The organism is Arthrobacter rhamnosi (genome assembly GCF_054510855.1).
This window is the reverse complement of the sequence record NZ_JBTNDT010000009.1, coordinates 1-16,140: the sequence shown is the minus strand read 5'-3', so window position 1 is coordinate 16,140 and position 16,140 is coordinate 1. Positions and strand designations below refer to the sequence as shown.

Here is a 16,140-nt window from a genome sequence, read left to right as displayed (position 1 = left end):
CTCCGTGATCCGGCGCGTCTCCTTCGGGGCCTGCGCGTGACAGCAGGCAAGGCATCCCGGGAACTGCTCGTCGTGGACAACGATTTCGGTGGTGACCCTGACGGGCTCGTCGCCCTCGCGCACATCCTCCTGCGCTGCAACCCGGGGGCGACGGTCCTGGTGGCGACGTCGCCCCTAAACGCAGGACTGGCCGGAGCAGCAGGTATCGACCCGACGACTACGACCGGCCGCGGCCATCACCTCGCCAAGCGCCTCGTGCAGCTCCTCGGGCTGACGGACGTGCGGGTGGTTCCGGGTGCTGAGGCCACCGGGACCACCACGGGCGAGCTCAGCGCCGCGGCGCACGCGATCGTGCAGACGTCCGCTCGCTTCGAACGGACCACCGTTCTCTGCGGGGGACCACTGACCAACGTCGCTGATGCGCTCCGACTGGACGTGTCGCTCACGGACAGGGCAGCGCTGGTCTGGGTGGGCGGCACCAGAACCGAGGCGGGCCGGGGAGAGTACAACGCCGATACCGACCTCGGAGCGGCAAACCAGGTCCTGGCGTCAGGGATGACCCTTGAGCGGATCCCCTACGAGGAGTACACGCAGATGACCGTTGCGGTCGATGCGGTGAAGAACGAGCTCGCTGCCGCATCACCGGTAGGCTCCTGGCTGGCGGAGCGCCTGCTCAACGTCCCACCCTTCGTGGAGCTGGGCAGCACGCTTACCCTCGGCGACAGCGTTCTGGTGCCGTTCGTCCCGGTCCCCCATACGCCGGGACGGCAGACTGCCCCAGGAACGGCGCCCGGCCACCAGGTCGACAGCATGGCGCTGTGGGACGACCTGATCCGCCGCCTCGTGGTGCACGGGTAGGCGTCCCCGCGTCAGCCCTGCGAGTGGGTCCACACGTCGGAGCTGACCTCCGCCTGGTGGCCCAGGTTCCGGGAAACTGCCCGGGCGGCGGAACGCACCGCCGGGGCCAAGACGTTCGGGGGCGTGGAACCATCCGGGACCACGATGGACAGCGCGGCCGCCACGGCGCCCTGGGCGTCGAAGATGGGCGAGGCGACGGAGACTGTCCGAGAGGGCGCGGTGCGACGGATTATCGCGATGCCGGTGCGCCGCACGTCCGACAGCGTGCGCCGGACCTGGCCTTCGGGCAGGGTGGCTACTCCGGGCTCATCCTCCGGGGGTTTCCGCAGGATGGTCTCCTGGAACTGGTGGTCGGCACCGGCCAGCAGCACCAGTCCGACGGCGGTGGACCGCAGCGGCGCGCGGCCGCCCACCCGGTAGGCCACCTCGGTGGCGTCTCTGGAGGAGAGCCGCTCGATCAACACCGCCTGCTCGTTGTCCCGGACGGCCAGCAGGACGTGGTGGCGGGTGACCTCGAACAGGTCCTCGAGGTATGGCAGTGCGATCTCCCGGACGCCATGCCCGCGTGGAGAGAGGGAGGCGACTTCCCAGAGACGGACCCCGACGACGTACCGTCCGTCGTCGAGCCTCTCCAGGGCGCCCCACGCGACCAGCCGTGCGATGAGCCGCAGCGCGGTGGGGGCGGGCATGTCGGCGTGCCGGGCCAGTTCCGACAGGGTCAATGCCCGGCGCCGGTCGGAGAAGACAGCGAGCAGGCTCAGCGCGCGGTCCACCACCGGCTCGCCCTGCTTGGGCCGCTTCCCGCGAACGGGAGGGGCGTCGGTCTCCGGAGGGATGGTCATGCAGAAGGTCCTAGTGCCGAAGGGCTGTCGATATTGATGTTCCAATGCTATTCCATCCAATGAAAGAGCACTGTGGGGGCGGCCTGCGGGAAAGGAAGCTTGAACCGTAGCCACCCCACGTTCAGGAGCCTGCCGTATGACCTCCACCGTTCTCGACACCGGCGTCGAGGCATCCCGCCTGATCGCCCCCACGCGGCTGCGGGTCGACTACCTGCGGGAGGCCCTCGGGATCACCTCCGTCGCACCGCGGCTCGGCTGGACGCCGCCCGCCGGAACGATCCGCCAGACGGCCTATCAGATCACCGCTACCAACGGCTGGGACACCGGCAGGCTCCCCGCCGCCGGGCCTGGGCCGGTGCCCTATTCGGGCCCGGAACTCACGTCCCGCAGCCGGTTCGCCTGGCGCGTCCGCACCTGGAACACCGGGACCGACGGCGCCGAGACGGTGAGCGCCTGGTCCGAGTCGATGGCCGTGGAGCTGGGGCTCCTGCATCCCTCGGATTGGACCGCACAGTGGATCGGGCCGGACGAGTCGACCGTCCCCGTGCCCGGTGAGCGTCCCGGTCATGCGCTGCACACGACCTTCACCCTGGCCGCCGTCCCGGACTCCGCCCGCGCCTACGCCACCGCCCACGGCATCTACGAGCTGTTCCTTAACGGACGGCGGGTCGGGGACCAGCAGCTCACCCCCGGCTCGACCAGCTACTCCACCACCCTGCAGGTCCAGACGTTCGACGTCACGGCCCTCCTGCTCCCGGGCCCCAACACCCTCCGTGCCGTCCTCACCGACGGCTGGTACCGCGGCACCTTCGGGTACACGCGCGACGCCGACATGTACGGCGAGCAGACGGCATTCCTGGCCCAGCTGGAACTGGGATCCGGATCGGGCCGGACGATTCTCGGCACCGACGCATCCTGGCTCGCCTCACCCACCGAAATCCTCGGCGCGGACCTGATGGCGGGCCAGCGCGTCGACTTCCGGATCCTGGCCTCCTCCGGGGCCAGGCACGCCGTCGTCCGCGCCTGTAGCTTTGACACGCTGGTCGGTCCGACCGCACCACCCACCCGCGTGGTGCAGGAACTCGCCCCGGTGTCCATCACCCGCCTCCCGAACGGCCACCAGGTGGTGGATTTCGGTCAAAACATCCACGGCTGGGTGCGGCTCGGGAAGCTCGGCGCGGCAGGTGAGGCGGTCACCCTGGAGTACGGCGAGGCGCTGGACGGCGCTCCAGGCAGGGGCGACGTCACCCGGGACCACCTGCGCCCGCATGACTTCCGCACCCCCGGCACATTCCTGGACGCAGGGCAGGTGGACTCCGTCATCTCCTCGGGCGCCTCCGGGGAGGTGTTCGAGCCCCGACACACGACGCACGGCTTCCGATACGTCTCGGTCCAGGGACTCGCGCCGGACCTGGAACGGGCGGACATCACCGGCTGCCTAGTCCAGTCCGACCTGGAACGAATCGGGACCTTCACCTGCAGCGATGAGCGGCTGAACAGGCTGCACGAGATCGTGGAGTGGAGCTTCCGGGACAACTCGTGCGAGGTCCCCACCGACTGCCCGCAGCGGGAAAAGGCGGGCTGGACGGGGGACTGGCAGTTGTTCGTCCCAACCGCCGCGTATCTGTTCGACGTCGCCGGGTTCTCGCGGAAGTGGCTGAACGACGTCCGCGCCGACCAGTGGGACAGCGGGGTCATCGCTAACATCTCGCCCTCACCCGGACCGGAGGCCACCTCCGCGGACTTCATGGGCTTCGTGAACGGCTCGTCGGGCTGGGGCGATGCGATCGTGATGGTGCCGTGGGAGCTGTACCTCGCCACAGGGGACGCTGGCATCCTCGAGGAGAACTGGGCTGCGATGAACCGATGGCTGGGCTTCGTCCGGACGACCGCGGAGTCGCAACGGCACCCTTCCCGTGCTGCCGCCGGCCCTGTTCCGGCGCCGCACGAGAAGTACCTGTGGGATACGGGCTTCCATTGGGGAGAATGGATGGAACCGGACGGCCCGGAACCGGACCTCTTCGCCGCCCGTACCGCCGATTCCGGCGTCGTCGCCACCGCCTACTACCGGAACACCACCTCGCTGATGGCACGCATCGCCTCCGTCCTCGGGCAGGTGGAGGACGCGAAGGCACTGGCGGAGCTCTCGGAGCGTATCCGGGAGGCCTGGGAGATTGAATACCTCGATTCCACGGGGCAGGTCACCCCTGCGAGTCAGGCCACCTGCGTCCGCGCCCTGGCCTTCGACCTGGTCAGTGCGGAGCACCGCAGCACGGTCACCGCCCAACTGGCCTCTCTGATCCGCGACGCGGACACCCACCTGGGAACAGGCTTCCTGTCCACGCCCTACCTGCTGCCCGTGCTGGCGGACAACGGCGACCTGCAGCTGGCCTACGAGCTCCTCATGCAGGACTCCGAGCCGTCCTGGCTGGTGATGGTGGATCGCGGCGCCACCACCATGTGGGAGCTGTGGAACGGGGTGGACGCCGACAGCACCCCGCACCAGTCGCTCAACCACTACAGCAAGGGCGCCGTGGTGTCCTTCCTCCACCGCTACACCGCCGGACTACGCCAGGCCCCGGACAGCGCCGGCTACGAGCGGATCATCATCGAGCCGCGCCCCGGTGCCGGTCTGACCTCTGCGCGCACGTCCCACCGGGGCCCGAGGGGCCTCATCGAGGTGCAGTGGACACTGCACGACGGCATGCTGGCGCTCACCGCCACCGTGCCCGCCGGCACCAGCGCCGAGATACGGCTGCCCGGCAGGCCGCCCACCGTCGTCGGACCCGGCACCCATTCCTTCCTGGCCAGCGGCGGGGGAGCCCAGGAACCAGAACCAGCAAGGAGCACCTCATGACAGTTGATGAAGCTGCACTCAATCCCGCCCGGCCCGATCCTGCCCGGCCGGGCGGGGTGGACGTCCCGCCCTTTCCCGTCTTCGACGGCCCCGGGACGCCGGAGCAGGTCTCGGACGTCTCCCTGGTGCACCGCGAACTCACCTATGCGCGGGCTCTCGGCTTCCGGCCGCTGAAGCTGGACGTCTGGCTTCCACGCCAGGCTCCGGCACCGGTCCCGCTGGTCCTCTGGGTCCATGGCGGCGCCTTCCAGCTGGGGGACCGGCGCGAGTTGCCGCCCACCTTCGCACCGGACTCCGTCTTCCGCCTGCTCAACGAGGCCGGGGTCGCGTGTGCCACCGTGGACTACCGTCATGCCCTGGAGGCGCCCTTCCCGGCGCAGCTGCACGACCTCAAGGCTGCCGTCCGTTACTTGCGCGAATTCGCGGAGGACCTGGGCGTCGACCCGGGCCGGTTCGGGGCCTGGGGTGAGTCTGCAGGCGGTCACCTCGTGGCGATGCTGGGACTGACCGGGGACCGGGAAGACCTTCACGGCGGTCTCGGTGCGCAGGGGCACTCAAGCGCCATCAGCGCCGTCGTCGACTTCTACGGTGTCTCCTCCCTGGTCGACATTCCCCTTCTGGACATGCCGGACGGTCTGTTCCCCGCTGCCCTGACGGCGGGTGTCCCGGACGGGATGTCGCTGCAGCCCGAGCACATGCTGGTGGGCGGCTCCGACGACCCCGCACTCCTGGCCGCCGCCAGCCCCGTCAGCCACGTACACGCCGGGGCGCCGCCCTTCCTGCTCATCCACGGCGACAGGGACGGCCTGGTGCCGCATTCCCAGACAGACCTTCTTGCAGCAGCACTCGCGGATGCGGGCGTGGAGCATGAGGTGGTGACCATCGAAGGTGGCGATCACTGCTTCTTCGGGGCGGAGGACCAGCTGGACACCATCCTCGCCACCGCCGTCTCCTACTTCTCGCGGAAGCTGGGGAGCTCGTGACGTCCCGCCGGACGGGACCCTTCGCTCCCGGAGCTCCCGCAGCAGGCAGCGGCCCGGATGCCGGCTTCGCCGAGTACCTGGCCTCCCCGGAAGGGCCACGCGTCCTCAACGCGGACGCCGTCCGGTCCCCGGGGCCTGACGTCCCCGTCCGCACCGTCTCCGCCGAGGGCCGACACGGCCCGGTAAGGATACGGATCTACGGCGAACCGGCGTCGCCCGGCAGCGCCGCGCTGGTGTGGCTGCACGGCGGGGGGTTCGTCAGTGGCGGCCTGGACATGCTGGAATCGGACTACCTCGCCCGTGTGCTAGCCGACGCCGGGACACCGGTGCTCTCCGTCGACTACCGGCTGGCCCGGAATGGAGTGTGCTTCCCGGTGCCCCACGAGGACGCCCTCACCGGCTGGTTCTGGGCACGGAAGAACGCGGAGTCCCTAGGGCTGGACCCGGACCTGCTGTGCCTGGGCGGGGCGGGCGCCGGCGGCAACCTTGCGGTGGGCGCAGCGCTCTACCTGATCGATGCCGGGAAGCCGGTGCCGGCGAAGCTCCTGCTGGCCTATCCCTTCCTGTATGCGGAACTGCCGCCACCGGCCCAAGGCCTCGACGACGAGGTGATGGCCCGACTGCCCCGACATCTGCGGTTCACCCCGGAGGACTGTGTCCGGCAGGCGGAGAACTACGTGGGCGGCCCGGTGAGCATGGCGTCGTCGTACGCAATGCCCGGCTACGCCGACCCGACAGGGCTTCCGCCCACTGCGCTGCTCGCGTGTGAGTACGACGACGCGCGCGGCTCGTCCGAGCTGTTCGCCTCGACCCTCCAACAGGCCGGCGTGCCGCTGACGTACTTCCTCGCGGAGGGGGCATTCCACGGGCACCTGAACCACACCGCCGGGCTGCCCGAAGGGCAGGCGGCCCTGGACTTCCTGGCACGGGAACTGGCTGCGGTGCGCGAGCAGTGAAGAGCTCGACGCCCGTCATCCCGGGGTTCTTTCCCGACCCCACCATCTGCAGGGTGGGCGAGGACTTCTACCTGGCCACCTCCAGCTTCGAATACTTCCCCGGAGCGCCGATCTTCCATAGCCGCGACCTCGTGCAGTGGGAGCAGATCGGAAACATCCTGACCCGGCGAACCCAGTTCGCCGCGGGAGACGGGCGCGCGTCCGGAGGGATCTTCGGCTCCACCCTCCGCCACCACGAAGGGGAGTTCTGGTTCGTCACCACGAACATGAGCGACTTCGGTGGGGGACACCTGCTGTTCCGGGCGGACGATCCTGCGGGACCGTGGAGCGAACCCTGGCAGATCGCCGGGACTCTCGGCATCGACCCGGATATCGCCTGGGACCGGGACGGGACCTGCTACCTCACGTGGGTCGGGTTCGGCCCCGGCGAGGACGCCTCGGGCATCGTCCAGGCACGTCTTGATCCGTCGACCGGGAAACTGCTGGAGGCACCGAGGAAGCTCTGGCAGGGATCGGGCCTTGCCTACCCGGAAGGCCCGCACCTGTATTCCGCGAACGGCTGGTGGTATCTGATGCTCGCCGAAGGCGGCACCGACCGGGGCCACGTCGTGTCCATCAGCCGCGGCACCTCGCCGTCCGGGCCCTTCGAGCCGTGCCCCCACAATCCGGTCTTCACCCACCGGAGTCTGGCCACGCCGGTACAGAATGCGGGGCACGCGGACCTGGTGGAGGGCGCGGACGGGACGTGGGCGGCCGTCTACCTCGCCGTGCGGAGCCGCGGTTCCACACCGGGCTACCACGTGCTGGGGCGCGAGACGTTCCTGGCAGGCATCACCTGGGAGGACGGCTGGCCCCGATTCGACGACGACCGGTACCCGGTGCTGGCAGCGGACACCTCGTTCACGGACGACTTCACCTCGCCGGAGCTGCACCTGCGCTGGATATCGCCCGGCGCGGAACCGGCGTCGTTCACCCGGCCCGCCGGTCCCGGCCACCTGGGGGCACCGGGAGGACTGGTCCTGACCCCGAACGGGCAGGAGGAGTCCCCGCTCCTGGCCACGCGCATCCGGAACGAGGCCTGGACCGCGACGGCCACCGTGAGTTCGGTGGAAGGGACAGCGCGACTGGTGCTCAGGATCGACGGATCCCACTGGTACGCGGTCCAGGTCCACGGGGACACCGTGCGGGCAGTCGCCAGGATCGGACCGCTGGAGCAGGACGTGGGGAAGGCACAGCGTCACGGAGCGAGACCCCTGCAACTTGAGATCAGCGCATCCCCGTCGGGGCAGCAGCCGGGCGTGAACTCCGGGCCGGACGACGTGGTCCTCGGCTTCCGCATGGCGGGGCAGTTCACGGAACTCGCCCGGCTCGACGGCCGCTACCTCTCCACCGAGGTAGCCGGCGGATTCACCGGCAGGGTCATCGGCGTGTCAGCAGTTGGCGGCAGGACGGTGCTGGAGCGCTTCGAGTACGCGCAACGGACCCCGTCACCCCGCGCTGATCCAGCCGGTGGCCTGATCAAAGGACCCGGGCAGACGTGACCGAAGCCACACGAACTTTCCATTCAGTGAAACCGGCCGCGCACATGGGCGGCCCGATGCCCGACAGTTGACTCAGGACGCGGTTCGAACGACAGAACGGCGCATGGCGGAGAACCACGGGAAGAACGGCGCGGTACACATGGAGTCGACGATGACGGCAGGGCCGATCCTTCAAGGGATCGAGTTCGCACACCCCGAGGGTTCGGCCCCGTTGCTGCTGGATCTCTACCGGCCCCCCGGCGCATCCGCCGGTACCACCTTCCCCGCTGTCGTCCACTTCCATGGCGGTGGATGGCGAACCGGTACGCGGTCCTCCCTGGGACCTACGGTCGACGGGTTCGGCCTCAGCCCGATCGAGCAGCTGGTGGACGCGGGCTTCGTGGTTGCGTCCGCCGACTACCGCCTGAGCGGGGTGGCCACCTTCCCGGCCCAGGTGCTGGACGCCAAGGCAGCGGTGCGGTGGCTGCGGGCACACTCCGCCGACTACGGGGTGGACCCGGACCGCATCTACGCGTGGGGTGATTCAGCCGGTGGGCACCTCGCCAGCCTGGTCGGCCTGACCGGCGGGGTGGAGCAGTTCGGGGAACCAGCCACCACCGAGGACGCCGTCGCGGCGGTCGCTGCCTGGTATCCGCCCACCGACCTGGTGCGGATGGGCGTCCAGGCCCGGCCGGACGCCGTGGCCCGCGCCGATGACCCAAAATCACGGGAGGCGCTCCTTCTTGGCGCCCAGCCGTCGGAGGCACCGGACAAGGCCGCCGCAGCTAGCCCCGTCACGTACGTGCATGCCGGCGCTCCGCCCTTCTTCCTGGCTCATGGCACCGCCGACCGCTTCGTACCTGCACCCCAGTCCGCCGTGCTCGCCGAGGCGCTGAAAGGCGCAGGTGCCGCCGTCGAACTCCTCCTGATCGAGGAGGCAGACCACATGTGGGCGCAGCCCGACGGTGGTACCACGGCCGCTGCGCAGGCGACCGCCGCGACCATCGATTTCTTCCGCCGGCAGGCCGGCTCCTGAGTCGGATCCTGCCCTGCACCATGCCCTGACACACTTGAAAGGCTTTTCATGCAGTTCATCGGAATCCTCCACGTCGGCCAACCATGGGCAGCGGCCCTGGTGGACTCGCGTGTCTTCCCGCTCGCGCCCGTTCCCGACTTCTGGGCCGACCCGGACGGCTGGCAGGACAAGTCCACCTCGCTGGTAGCGGACGCTTCCGGCGCCGCCAGGTCCGTGGAGCGCGGCAGCGTTCCCGAAGTGCCGCTCGTCCCCGCCTCGGCGCGGGTCATCTGCGTGGGGCTGAACTATCGGGCCCATGCCGCCGAGGGCAGTTTCAAGAACCAGGAACTCCCGCCGTACCCGACCCTGTTCGGCCGCTGGACGGCCTCCCTCTCCGTGGGCGACGTCCCCGTCCCCGTGCCTGCCGGCGAGGCGGGCCTGGACTGGGAAGGCGAAGTGGCGGCCTACATCGGCCGACGCGTGGAATCGGCGGACGAGGCGACCGCGGCCGAGGCCGTCTTCGGCTACTCGACCTTCAACGACATCACCTCCCGCAAGGCCCAGAAGCTCACCTCGCAGTGGACGCTGGGCAAGAACGGGGACTTCAGCGGGCCGCTGGGCCCGCTCGTGTCCCGCGACGAGGTGGGTGACCTCCGCGACGGACTGCAGGTCCGGACCCGCGTGAACGGCATCGAGGCGCAGAACGGCAACACGCGGGACATGATCTTCTCCGTGCCCGCGATCATCTCGCTGATCAGCGAGACCTTCACCCTCCACCCGGGCGACATCATCGCCACCGGCACCCCGGAGGGCGTCGGCTACGCGCGCACACCGCAGTGGCTGCTCCAGCCCGGCGACACCGTCGAGGTGGAGATCGAGAAGCTCGGCACCCTGACCACCCCCGTCGGCGAACCATCACTCCGGAGCCGGGCCTGATGGCAGCCCTCCCTGCCTTTCCCGCAGCCGAGTTACCGGAACAGGCAGAGGTCCTGATCTCCGGCGGCGGCCCCAGTGGACTGTTCCTGGCGCTGGATCTGGCGACGCGCGGCATCCCCAGCACCGTCATCGAGCCCCGGGCCGCCGTGGACCCCACCCGACCGCGGGCCAAGACCACGAATGCACGGACCATGACGCACCTGCGCCGGCTGGGACTGGCCGACGCGCTGCGTGCCGCCTCGCCGCTCCCGGTCGCCTACGCGCAGGACGTCATCTTCTGCACCGGCCTCACCGGGGAGGCCGCCCACGAGCTGCGCCGGTTCCGGAACGCCTTCCAGCTGGTCCCCGGACGCTACGGCCCCCAGCCGGAATGCGGCCAGCAGGTTCCGCAGCCGGTCCTGGAGGAGACCCTCCGCGCCGCCGTCGCGGAGAACCCGCTCGTCACCTTCGCGACGGGCTGGAGCGTGGCCGAGATCCACGGGGCGGAGGCACCCCACGGCGTCGTCATCTCCGACGCGTCCGGCGCCACCCGGACCATCACCGCGGACTTCGTGATCGGGGCCGACGGCGGATCATCCGTCGTCCGGCGCAGCCTGGGCATCCGCCTCGAAGGAGGGTCCGCGGCGCTGTCCAACATCAGCATCCTCTTCCGCTCGGCGGACCTCGCCTCGGCGGTCGCCCTCGACCCTGCCGTCCAGTACTGGGTGGTGGGATCGGACACGGCAGGCATGGTAGGACCCCTGGACGGCACGGACACCTGGTGGGCCATTATCCAGGGCGTGGATCCCGACGCGGTGGTCAGCACCGAGGATGCCGGCGCATTGGTCCGCTCGCTGGTCGGCTCGGACGTGGACGTCGACGTGCTGGCCACGGACCCCTGGACGGCCCGCATGCTGCTGGCCCCCGAGTACAGCCGCGGCAGCATCTTCCTGGTGGGCGACGCCGCACACCTGAACCCGCCCTGGGGCGGTCATGGCTTCAACACGTGTATCGGCGATGCGGCCAACCTTGCCTGGAAACTCGCCGCCGCCATTGACGGCTGGGGCGGGCCCGCGCTTTTGGCCAGCTACGGCGAGGAACGTCGGCCCGTCGCCGCCCGCACCATCCGCGATGCCGCAGCCAATGGCAAGGCTCTGGCCTACCACTTCGCCGATCCCGACCTGGCCGCCGCAGATGCCACCGGGGACACCGCGCGGCAGGCAGCGTACGAAGCACTCGCCGTGAAGCAGAGCGAGTTCGACTCCCTGGGCCTGGTGCTCGGTTACGCCTACGGAGATTCCCCCCTGATAGTGCGGGACGGCTCACCCGTGCCGGCCGAGGACCCCATCGGCTATGTCCCCTCCGCCAGCCCCGGGTCCCTGCTCCCGCACACCTGGCTGGAGGACGGGACCTCCGTGTACGACCGCCTTGGCCAGGGCTTCACGCTGCTCGCCGACGCCGGCGCGCTCGGCGGAGTGCCCGCAGAGCAGCTCTTCGCCGCCGTACTGGACGCTGGCCGCCGACAGGGGATTCCGGTAACCGTCGTCGCTGTCGGGCCGTCCGAGGACGGCATCGCTCTCTCTGAGGCATGGGGAGCTCGAGCCCTGCTCGTCCGCCCCGACCAGCACGTGGCATGGCGGGGCAACTTCACCGGCCCCGCCGCCAAAGCCTTGTCCGTCGCAGTCGGCTGGACGCAGACCTCCGCCGACGAACCCAGGAGCACCCGTGCCGACGCCGTCATTTCGTAACTTCCTCTTCGCCCCGGACCACCCCCGCATCGCAGAAATCCGCGGCCTGAACGCCCGTGAGTACGCCAAGGCTGCCACCACCGACTCCTTCGCCGGCCCCATGATCAAAGGCTGGAAAAAGCTCTACCCCCAGCCGTTCACCGGAATCACCAGCGACGGGAACCGCCGCAAGGGGTTATATCCGATCACGCTCGCACAAAGCGGCGAAGAGGCACCGACAGCGGACATGATCACCGCCGCCGGCAAGCTCCTCAGTACGCTCACCCCAGGGCAGGAACGGAAACTTCGGTATGCGGTGGACGCGCCCGAATGGCAGAGCTGGGCAAACCCCGAGTTCCTGCAGCATGACACAGGACTCCGGCTGGACGAACTAAACCGTGCCGCGCGCGACGCTGTGCTGGCCGTCGTCGAGGCGAGCCTGAGCACCGAGGGCTTCGAACTGGTCCGGAATCTCATGCGCATCAACGGTTTTCTAGGCGATTTGGTGGACCTGCCGCTGCTTCTGAACGAGTTCAGCTACAACTTCGCACTGTACGGCGAGCCATCGGAGTCCGAGCCCTGGGGCTGGCAGCTCTTCGGCCACCACGCGGCGCTGAACTGCCTCGTCGTCGGGACGCAGCTGGTCGTCTCGCCCGTGTTCCTCGGTGCCGAACCGGACAGGATCGACGACGGACCCTACAGGGGCGTTACGGTGTTCAAGGAACGCATCCGCCTGGCCCGGCAACTGATGGGGGCCCTCCCCGGGACCCTGCGGGCCGAAGCCACGGTCTACGAGGCGATGGTGGACCCGGCCATGCCGGAAGGCCGGATCCACCCCGGCGACGAACGACACCTAGGTGGCTGTTTCCAGGACAACCGGGTCATCCCGTACGAGGGCATCCGCGTTCCGGACATGCCCGCCGAGGCGCGCGGGGTGCTGGATGCCCTGGTCGAGGACTTCATCGCGTACCTGCCCCAGGGTCCGCGTGCCGCCCGCCGCCGGGAGATCCAGGAGAACTACAGCGAGACTTTCTTCAGCTGGATCGGCGGCTGGAAGGACGAGGAACCGTTCTACTTCAGGCTGCAGAGCCCAGTGGTGGTGCTGGAGCTGGACCACCACACCGGCGTCTTCCTCAGCAATGACGAGCCCGCGCCCTTCCACATGCACACCGTGGTGCGCACCCCCAACGGGAACGACTACGGACGGGAACTGGTAAAGCAGTACCCGGCGGTCGCCCCGTGACGCCGGCATGACCCTGGCCACCACGTCCGCAGGAATCGTCCGCGGCACCGCAGCACGAGTGGACGGCCGACGCGTCAGGTCCTTCCACGGCATCCCATATGCGGGCTCTCCCGCAGGAGAGCACCGGTTCCTCCCTCCGGTCCCCGCCGTCGGCTGGACCGGCATCCGGGACTGCACGGTCCCGGGGCCCGCGGCGCCACAGAATCCGGAGATCCCCGCTCCGCCCGGCCGAAAGCCCCGGACCTGGAGCGAAAGCGGCTGCCTGAACCTGAACGTCTGGACGCCGGACAGCGGGTCCCGACTGCCGGTTCTGGTGTGGATCCATGGCGGTGCGTACCTGTCCGGTTCCGGCAGCGATGCCCTGTACAACGGCGCCCGCCTCGCGGCTGCAACCGGCACAGTCGTGGTCACCATCAACTACCGGCTGGGTGTGCTGGGCTTCCTCCATCTGGGGGAGCGGCTGGGCGCTGACTATGCCGACTCCTCCAACCTCGCTCTTCTCGACCAGCTCGAGGCACTGCGCTGGGTCAGCAGAAACATCGAGGCCTTCGGCGGGGACCCCGGCAACATGACGGTCTTCGGTGAGTCCGCCGGTGCTGCTGCGGTGGGCACATTGCTGGGGATGCCTGCCTCCCGCGGGCTGTTCCGGCGGGCGATCATGCAGAGTGGCACGGCTGAGAGGTACCGCAGCGCGGAGGACTCCTCGCGCATCACCCTCGAGTTCCTCGAGCTGTGTGGGCTGGACCGCGCTCACGCTGCGGAGCTGCTGACGGTTCCAGTGGAGCACCTGCTCGAGGCCCAAGAGAAGCTGGTACAGCGCGCCGGGGCACGGACGTTCGCCGTTCCGCTGCCGTTCCAGCCCACCGTCGGAACGCCGTCGCTTCCGGCGCCGCCGTTGGAGTCGGTACAGAATGGCACCAACTCCGACGTCGACCTGCTGATCGGGACGAACCTGAACGAGGGATCGTTCGCTGTGCAGATGCGCCCGGCAAATCCGTTGGACCCGTCCTACGCGGAGCGCGCTGCAGCCGTGCTGGCGGACGGCGGGGCTGACCCGGGACGGGAGGAGGAGTACGCCCGGGCGCTGCAATCCGCAGTTGGCTCCGTCCCCAGCGGCACGGAACTCCTGGAAGCGGCCATCTCCGACGCCGTATACCGGCAGCCCAGCAACTGTCTCCTGAACGCCCGGCACGGCTCCTCGGGGCAGACCTTCTCCTACCTGTTCAGCTGGCGCAGCCCTGCCATGGGCGGGAGGCTGGGCGCCTGCCACGCCCTCGACGTTCCGTTCGTGTTCCGGCAGCTGGGCTCGCCCGAGGCGGCGTTCCTTACCGGAGAGGCCCCTCCGCACGGGCTGAGCGCCATGATGAGCGCAGCATGGGCTGCATTCGCGCGCACCGGCCGGCCCGCCGCGGAAGAGCTGCCCGCCTGGCCGCCCTACGCGCCGGGACGCAGGACGATGGTCCTGGACGAGGTGCCACGCGTGGCAGATGACCCACGCCGGGAACTCCGCGAGTTCTGGGACGTGCCGCCGGCAGGGTGATTCCCGGCGGTTGCGCCGTAACACCCGGTCGAGGCTCGGGAAGGCATTTCGGAACGGCCCGCAGGGAGGGCCCGGACGTCCTCTCGGAGGCCCGGCCCCTTCGCTGTCGGTCAGAAGCTGGCTGCCTGCCGTCAGGAGATGTCGAGTGCCGCCCGGCGCTGCGGCGGGGGACCGACGACGGTGAGGTCCATCTCGGCCTGGGCGCGGCCGAAGCCTTCCATGTCCATGAAGGGCTGCCCGCCCTCCGTGTACATGTAGTCCTCGGTGGGCTTGTTGAAGTACTCGAAGAACCCATTGAAGACCGACGGCGTCAGGAAACCCACCATCTGGGTATTGTGCGCATCGAAGGCGAACGAGTGGATCGTGCCCGCCGGGGCGTGGACGAAATCACCCTTGGTCAGCAGCATCTCCCGGCCGTTGGCGTAGAGCCACATCCGGCCCTCCGTGCACAGGAAGTTTTCCGTGTGCTGCGAGTGGAAGTGCAGCGGGATGTAGGGCGACTTGGCGCCCTTGGTGTGGACAGCGAAGTAGTTGGAGCCGGTGTTCGCGGGCCGGGACAGGTAGGTGAACATGGTCTGGTAGCTCACCAGGCGCTCGCCCTCGCCCGCACTGAGGAAGTAGGGGCTCTGCACAGGAGGCAGGCCGGCGTCGTGCCGGAAGGAGGGCGCCACGCGCTCGACATCCGGGAACGAGATGCCGAATTCAGCGCCCACCGCGGCCTGCTCCTCGAGGCTGGGCTTGCGGCCGGCACGGACCGGCGGCACGTGGGAGTCGATGGGGGTGCCGACACGCTCGTAGTAGGCTTCCGCACCGCCGGGTGTCATCCAGTTCAGGAAGCGGGTGTAGTGGCTGGCCATGCGGTAGGCATGCGGGGTGTTCGGCGGGATGACGACCGAATCGCCCGGAGTGAGGATCCGGCTCTCGCCCGGCAGCCAGACGTGCAGGATGCCGTCGAAGACGTAAAGGGTCTTGTGTTCCACCGTGTGGGTGACGAACGGCGACTCGGCTCCCATGCCCCCGGAGATGTAGGCAGCACTGAAGATTCCCCCGGTGTCGGCGGCACGCGCGATGACCGTCATCAGCTGGCCGTCGAGCTCGTAGCGGGCGCCCTCGCCCGAGGCCATGTAATAGGGAACAGCCTCACCGGGCAGCACATTGGCAAGCGGGAGCTGCGTGTTCATTTCCTCAACGCTGAGGGACATAGTTTCCTTCTTTCCAAACGGCTGGCTGCACTACGGTGTGATCCTAATCCTCAGCTGGCACAGGGGCTCCTGAACATCCATTTCCATTAGTTGAAAGCAATTTGTTAACCCACGACGTTGGCACCGCAATGGGGGCCGCCTTCCTGCATGGCGTTAGGTCAGGCGGAAAACCAAGCGGACCAGGTCCACCTGCTTCAGCAGGTCAGGAGGCCGGTGCCGCAGCGAGGTTGCGTAGGTGCCTAGACAACGCGGACCGTCCCAGTGAGGAGCACCCTCGCCGGTGCAGCTGCTGGACCTTCACGGCACCATGTATAGGCAGCCCCTGTCTTAGAGCAACTTTGCGCCGCCGATAATTGACCTTATGTCAACCTGAACAGTGATTATTGCATGTGATGCAATACCCCCTCCCCGGCTTCGGCCCCTTGGCGGCGGGACTTCGTGGACCGGCAAAAGAGTCGCTGAGCTGCAGAAATGCTTCCCTG

Annotated in this window: 12 protein-coding genes; 10 read left to right on the top strand and 2 right to left on the bottom strand. The window is 69.1% G+C overall.

Annotated features, from left to right (window positions below):
* The first annotated feature begins 36 nt into the window (after positions 1-36).
* On the top strand, positions 37-858 hold the full coding sequence (locus ACX80I_RS15420) for a nucleoside hydrolase (RefSeq protein WP_459345988.1): 822 nt from the start codon (positions 37-39) through the stop codon (positions 856-858).
* A gap of 11 nt (positions 859-869) precedes the next feature.
* On the opposite strand, the gene ACX80I_RS15415 is transcribed toward ACX80I_RS15420, so the two are convergent.
* Positions 870-1,700, bottom strand: a complete 831-nt coding sequence (locus ACX80I_RS15415; protein ID WP_459345987.1) for an IclR family transcriptional regulator — start codon at positions 1,698-1,700, stop codon at positions 870-872.
* Positions 1,701-1,836: 136 nt separating this feature from the next.
* Between ACX80I_RS15415 and ACX80I_RS15410 the strand changes: the two genes are divergently transcribed.
* The 9 genes from ACX80I_RS15410 to ACX80I_RS15370 all read left to right on the top strand — a co-directional run bounded on the left by ACX80I_RS15410 (position 1,837) and on the right by ACX80I_RS15370 (position 14,456).
* Positions 1,837-4,557, top strand: a complete 2,721-nt coding sequence (locus tag ACX80I_RS15410) for an alpha-L-rhamnosidase (RefSeq protein WP_459345986.1) — start codon at positions 1,837-1,839, stop codon at positions 4,555-4,557.
* On the top strand, positions 4,554-5,540 hold the full coding sequence (locus ACX80I_RS15405) for an alpha/beta hydrolase fold domain-containing protein (RefSeq protein ID WP_459345985.1): 987 nt from the start codon (positions 4,554-4,556) through the stop codon (positions 5,538-5,540). The genes ACX80I_RS15410 and ACX80I_RS15405 overlap by 4 nt, the downstream gene beginning before the upstream one ends.
* Positions 5,537-6,496, top strand: a complete 960-nt coding sequence (locus tag ACX80I_RS15400; protein ID WP_459345984.1) for an alpha/beta hydrolase — start codon at positions 5,537-5,539, stop codon at positions 6,494-6,496. The genes ACX80I_RS15405 and ACX80I_RS15400 overlap by 4 nt, the downstream gene beginning before the upstream one ends.
* Positions 6,493-8,037 (top strand): glycoside hydrolase family 43 protein, encoded by a 1,545-nt coding sequence (locus ACX80I_RS15395; protein ID WP_459345983.1) that lies wholly within the window; start codon positions 6,493-6,495, stop codon positions 8,035-8,037. Before ACX80I_RS15400 ends, ACX80I_RS15395 begins: the two co-directional genes overlap by 4 nt.
* Before the next feature lie 103 nt (positions 8,038-8,140).
* Entirely contained in the window at positions 8,141-9,052 is a 912-nt protein-coding gene (locus tag ACX80I_RS15390) for an alpha/beta hydrolase fold domain-containing protein (RefSeq protein ID WP_459345982.1), read from the top strand.
* Between the two features lie 48 nt (positions 9,053-9,100).
* The gene (locus ACX80I_RS15385; protein WP_459345981.1) at positions 9,101-9,967 is read left to right on the top strand and encodes a fumarylacetoacetate hydrolase family protein; all 867 of its coding nucleotides are present in this window, start codon (positions 9,101-9,103) and stop codon (positions 9,965-9,967) included.
* Positions 9,967-11,694 carry an FAD-dependent monooxygenase gene (locus ACX80I_RS15380; RefSeq protein ID WP_459345980.1) on the top strand — a complete coding sequence of 576 codons (1,728 nt, stop codon included), beginning with the start codon at positions 9,967-9,969 and terminating at the stop codon, positions 11,692-11,694. The genes ACX80I_RS15385 and ACX80I_RS15380 overlap by 1 nt, the downstream gene beginning before the upstream one ends.
* The gene (locus ACX80I_RS15375) at positions 11,672-12,916 is read left to right on the top strand and encodes a DUF3500 domain-containing protein (RefSeq protein WP_459345979.1); all 1,245 of its coding nucleotides are present in this window, start codon (positions 11,672-11,674) and stop codon (positions 12,914-12,916) included. The genes ACX80I_RS15380 and ACX80I_RS15375 overlap by 23 nt, the downstream gene beginning before the upstream one ends.
* Positions 12,917-12,923: 7 nt before the next feature.
* Positions 12,924-14,456: a carboxylesterase/lipase family protein gene (locus ACX80I_RS15370; RefSeq protein ID WP_459345978.1), complete on the top strand. Its 1,533-nt coding sequence runs from the start codon at positions 12,924-12,926 to the stop codon at positions 14,454-14,456.
* Positions 14,457-14,587: 131 nt separating this feature from the next.
* On the opposite strand, the gene ACX80I_RS15365 is transcribed toward ACX80I_RS15370, so the two are convergent.
* Positions 14,588-15,658 (bottom strand): quercetin 2,3-dioxygenase, encoded by a 1,071-nt coding sequence (locus ACX80I_RS15365; RefSeq protein ID WP_459345977.1) that lies wholly within the window; start codon positions 15,656-15,658, stop codon positions 14,588-14,590.
* Positions 15,659-16,140 lie beyond the last annotated feature (482 nt).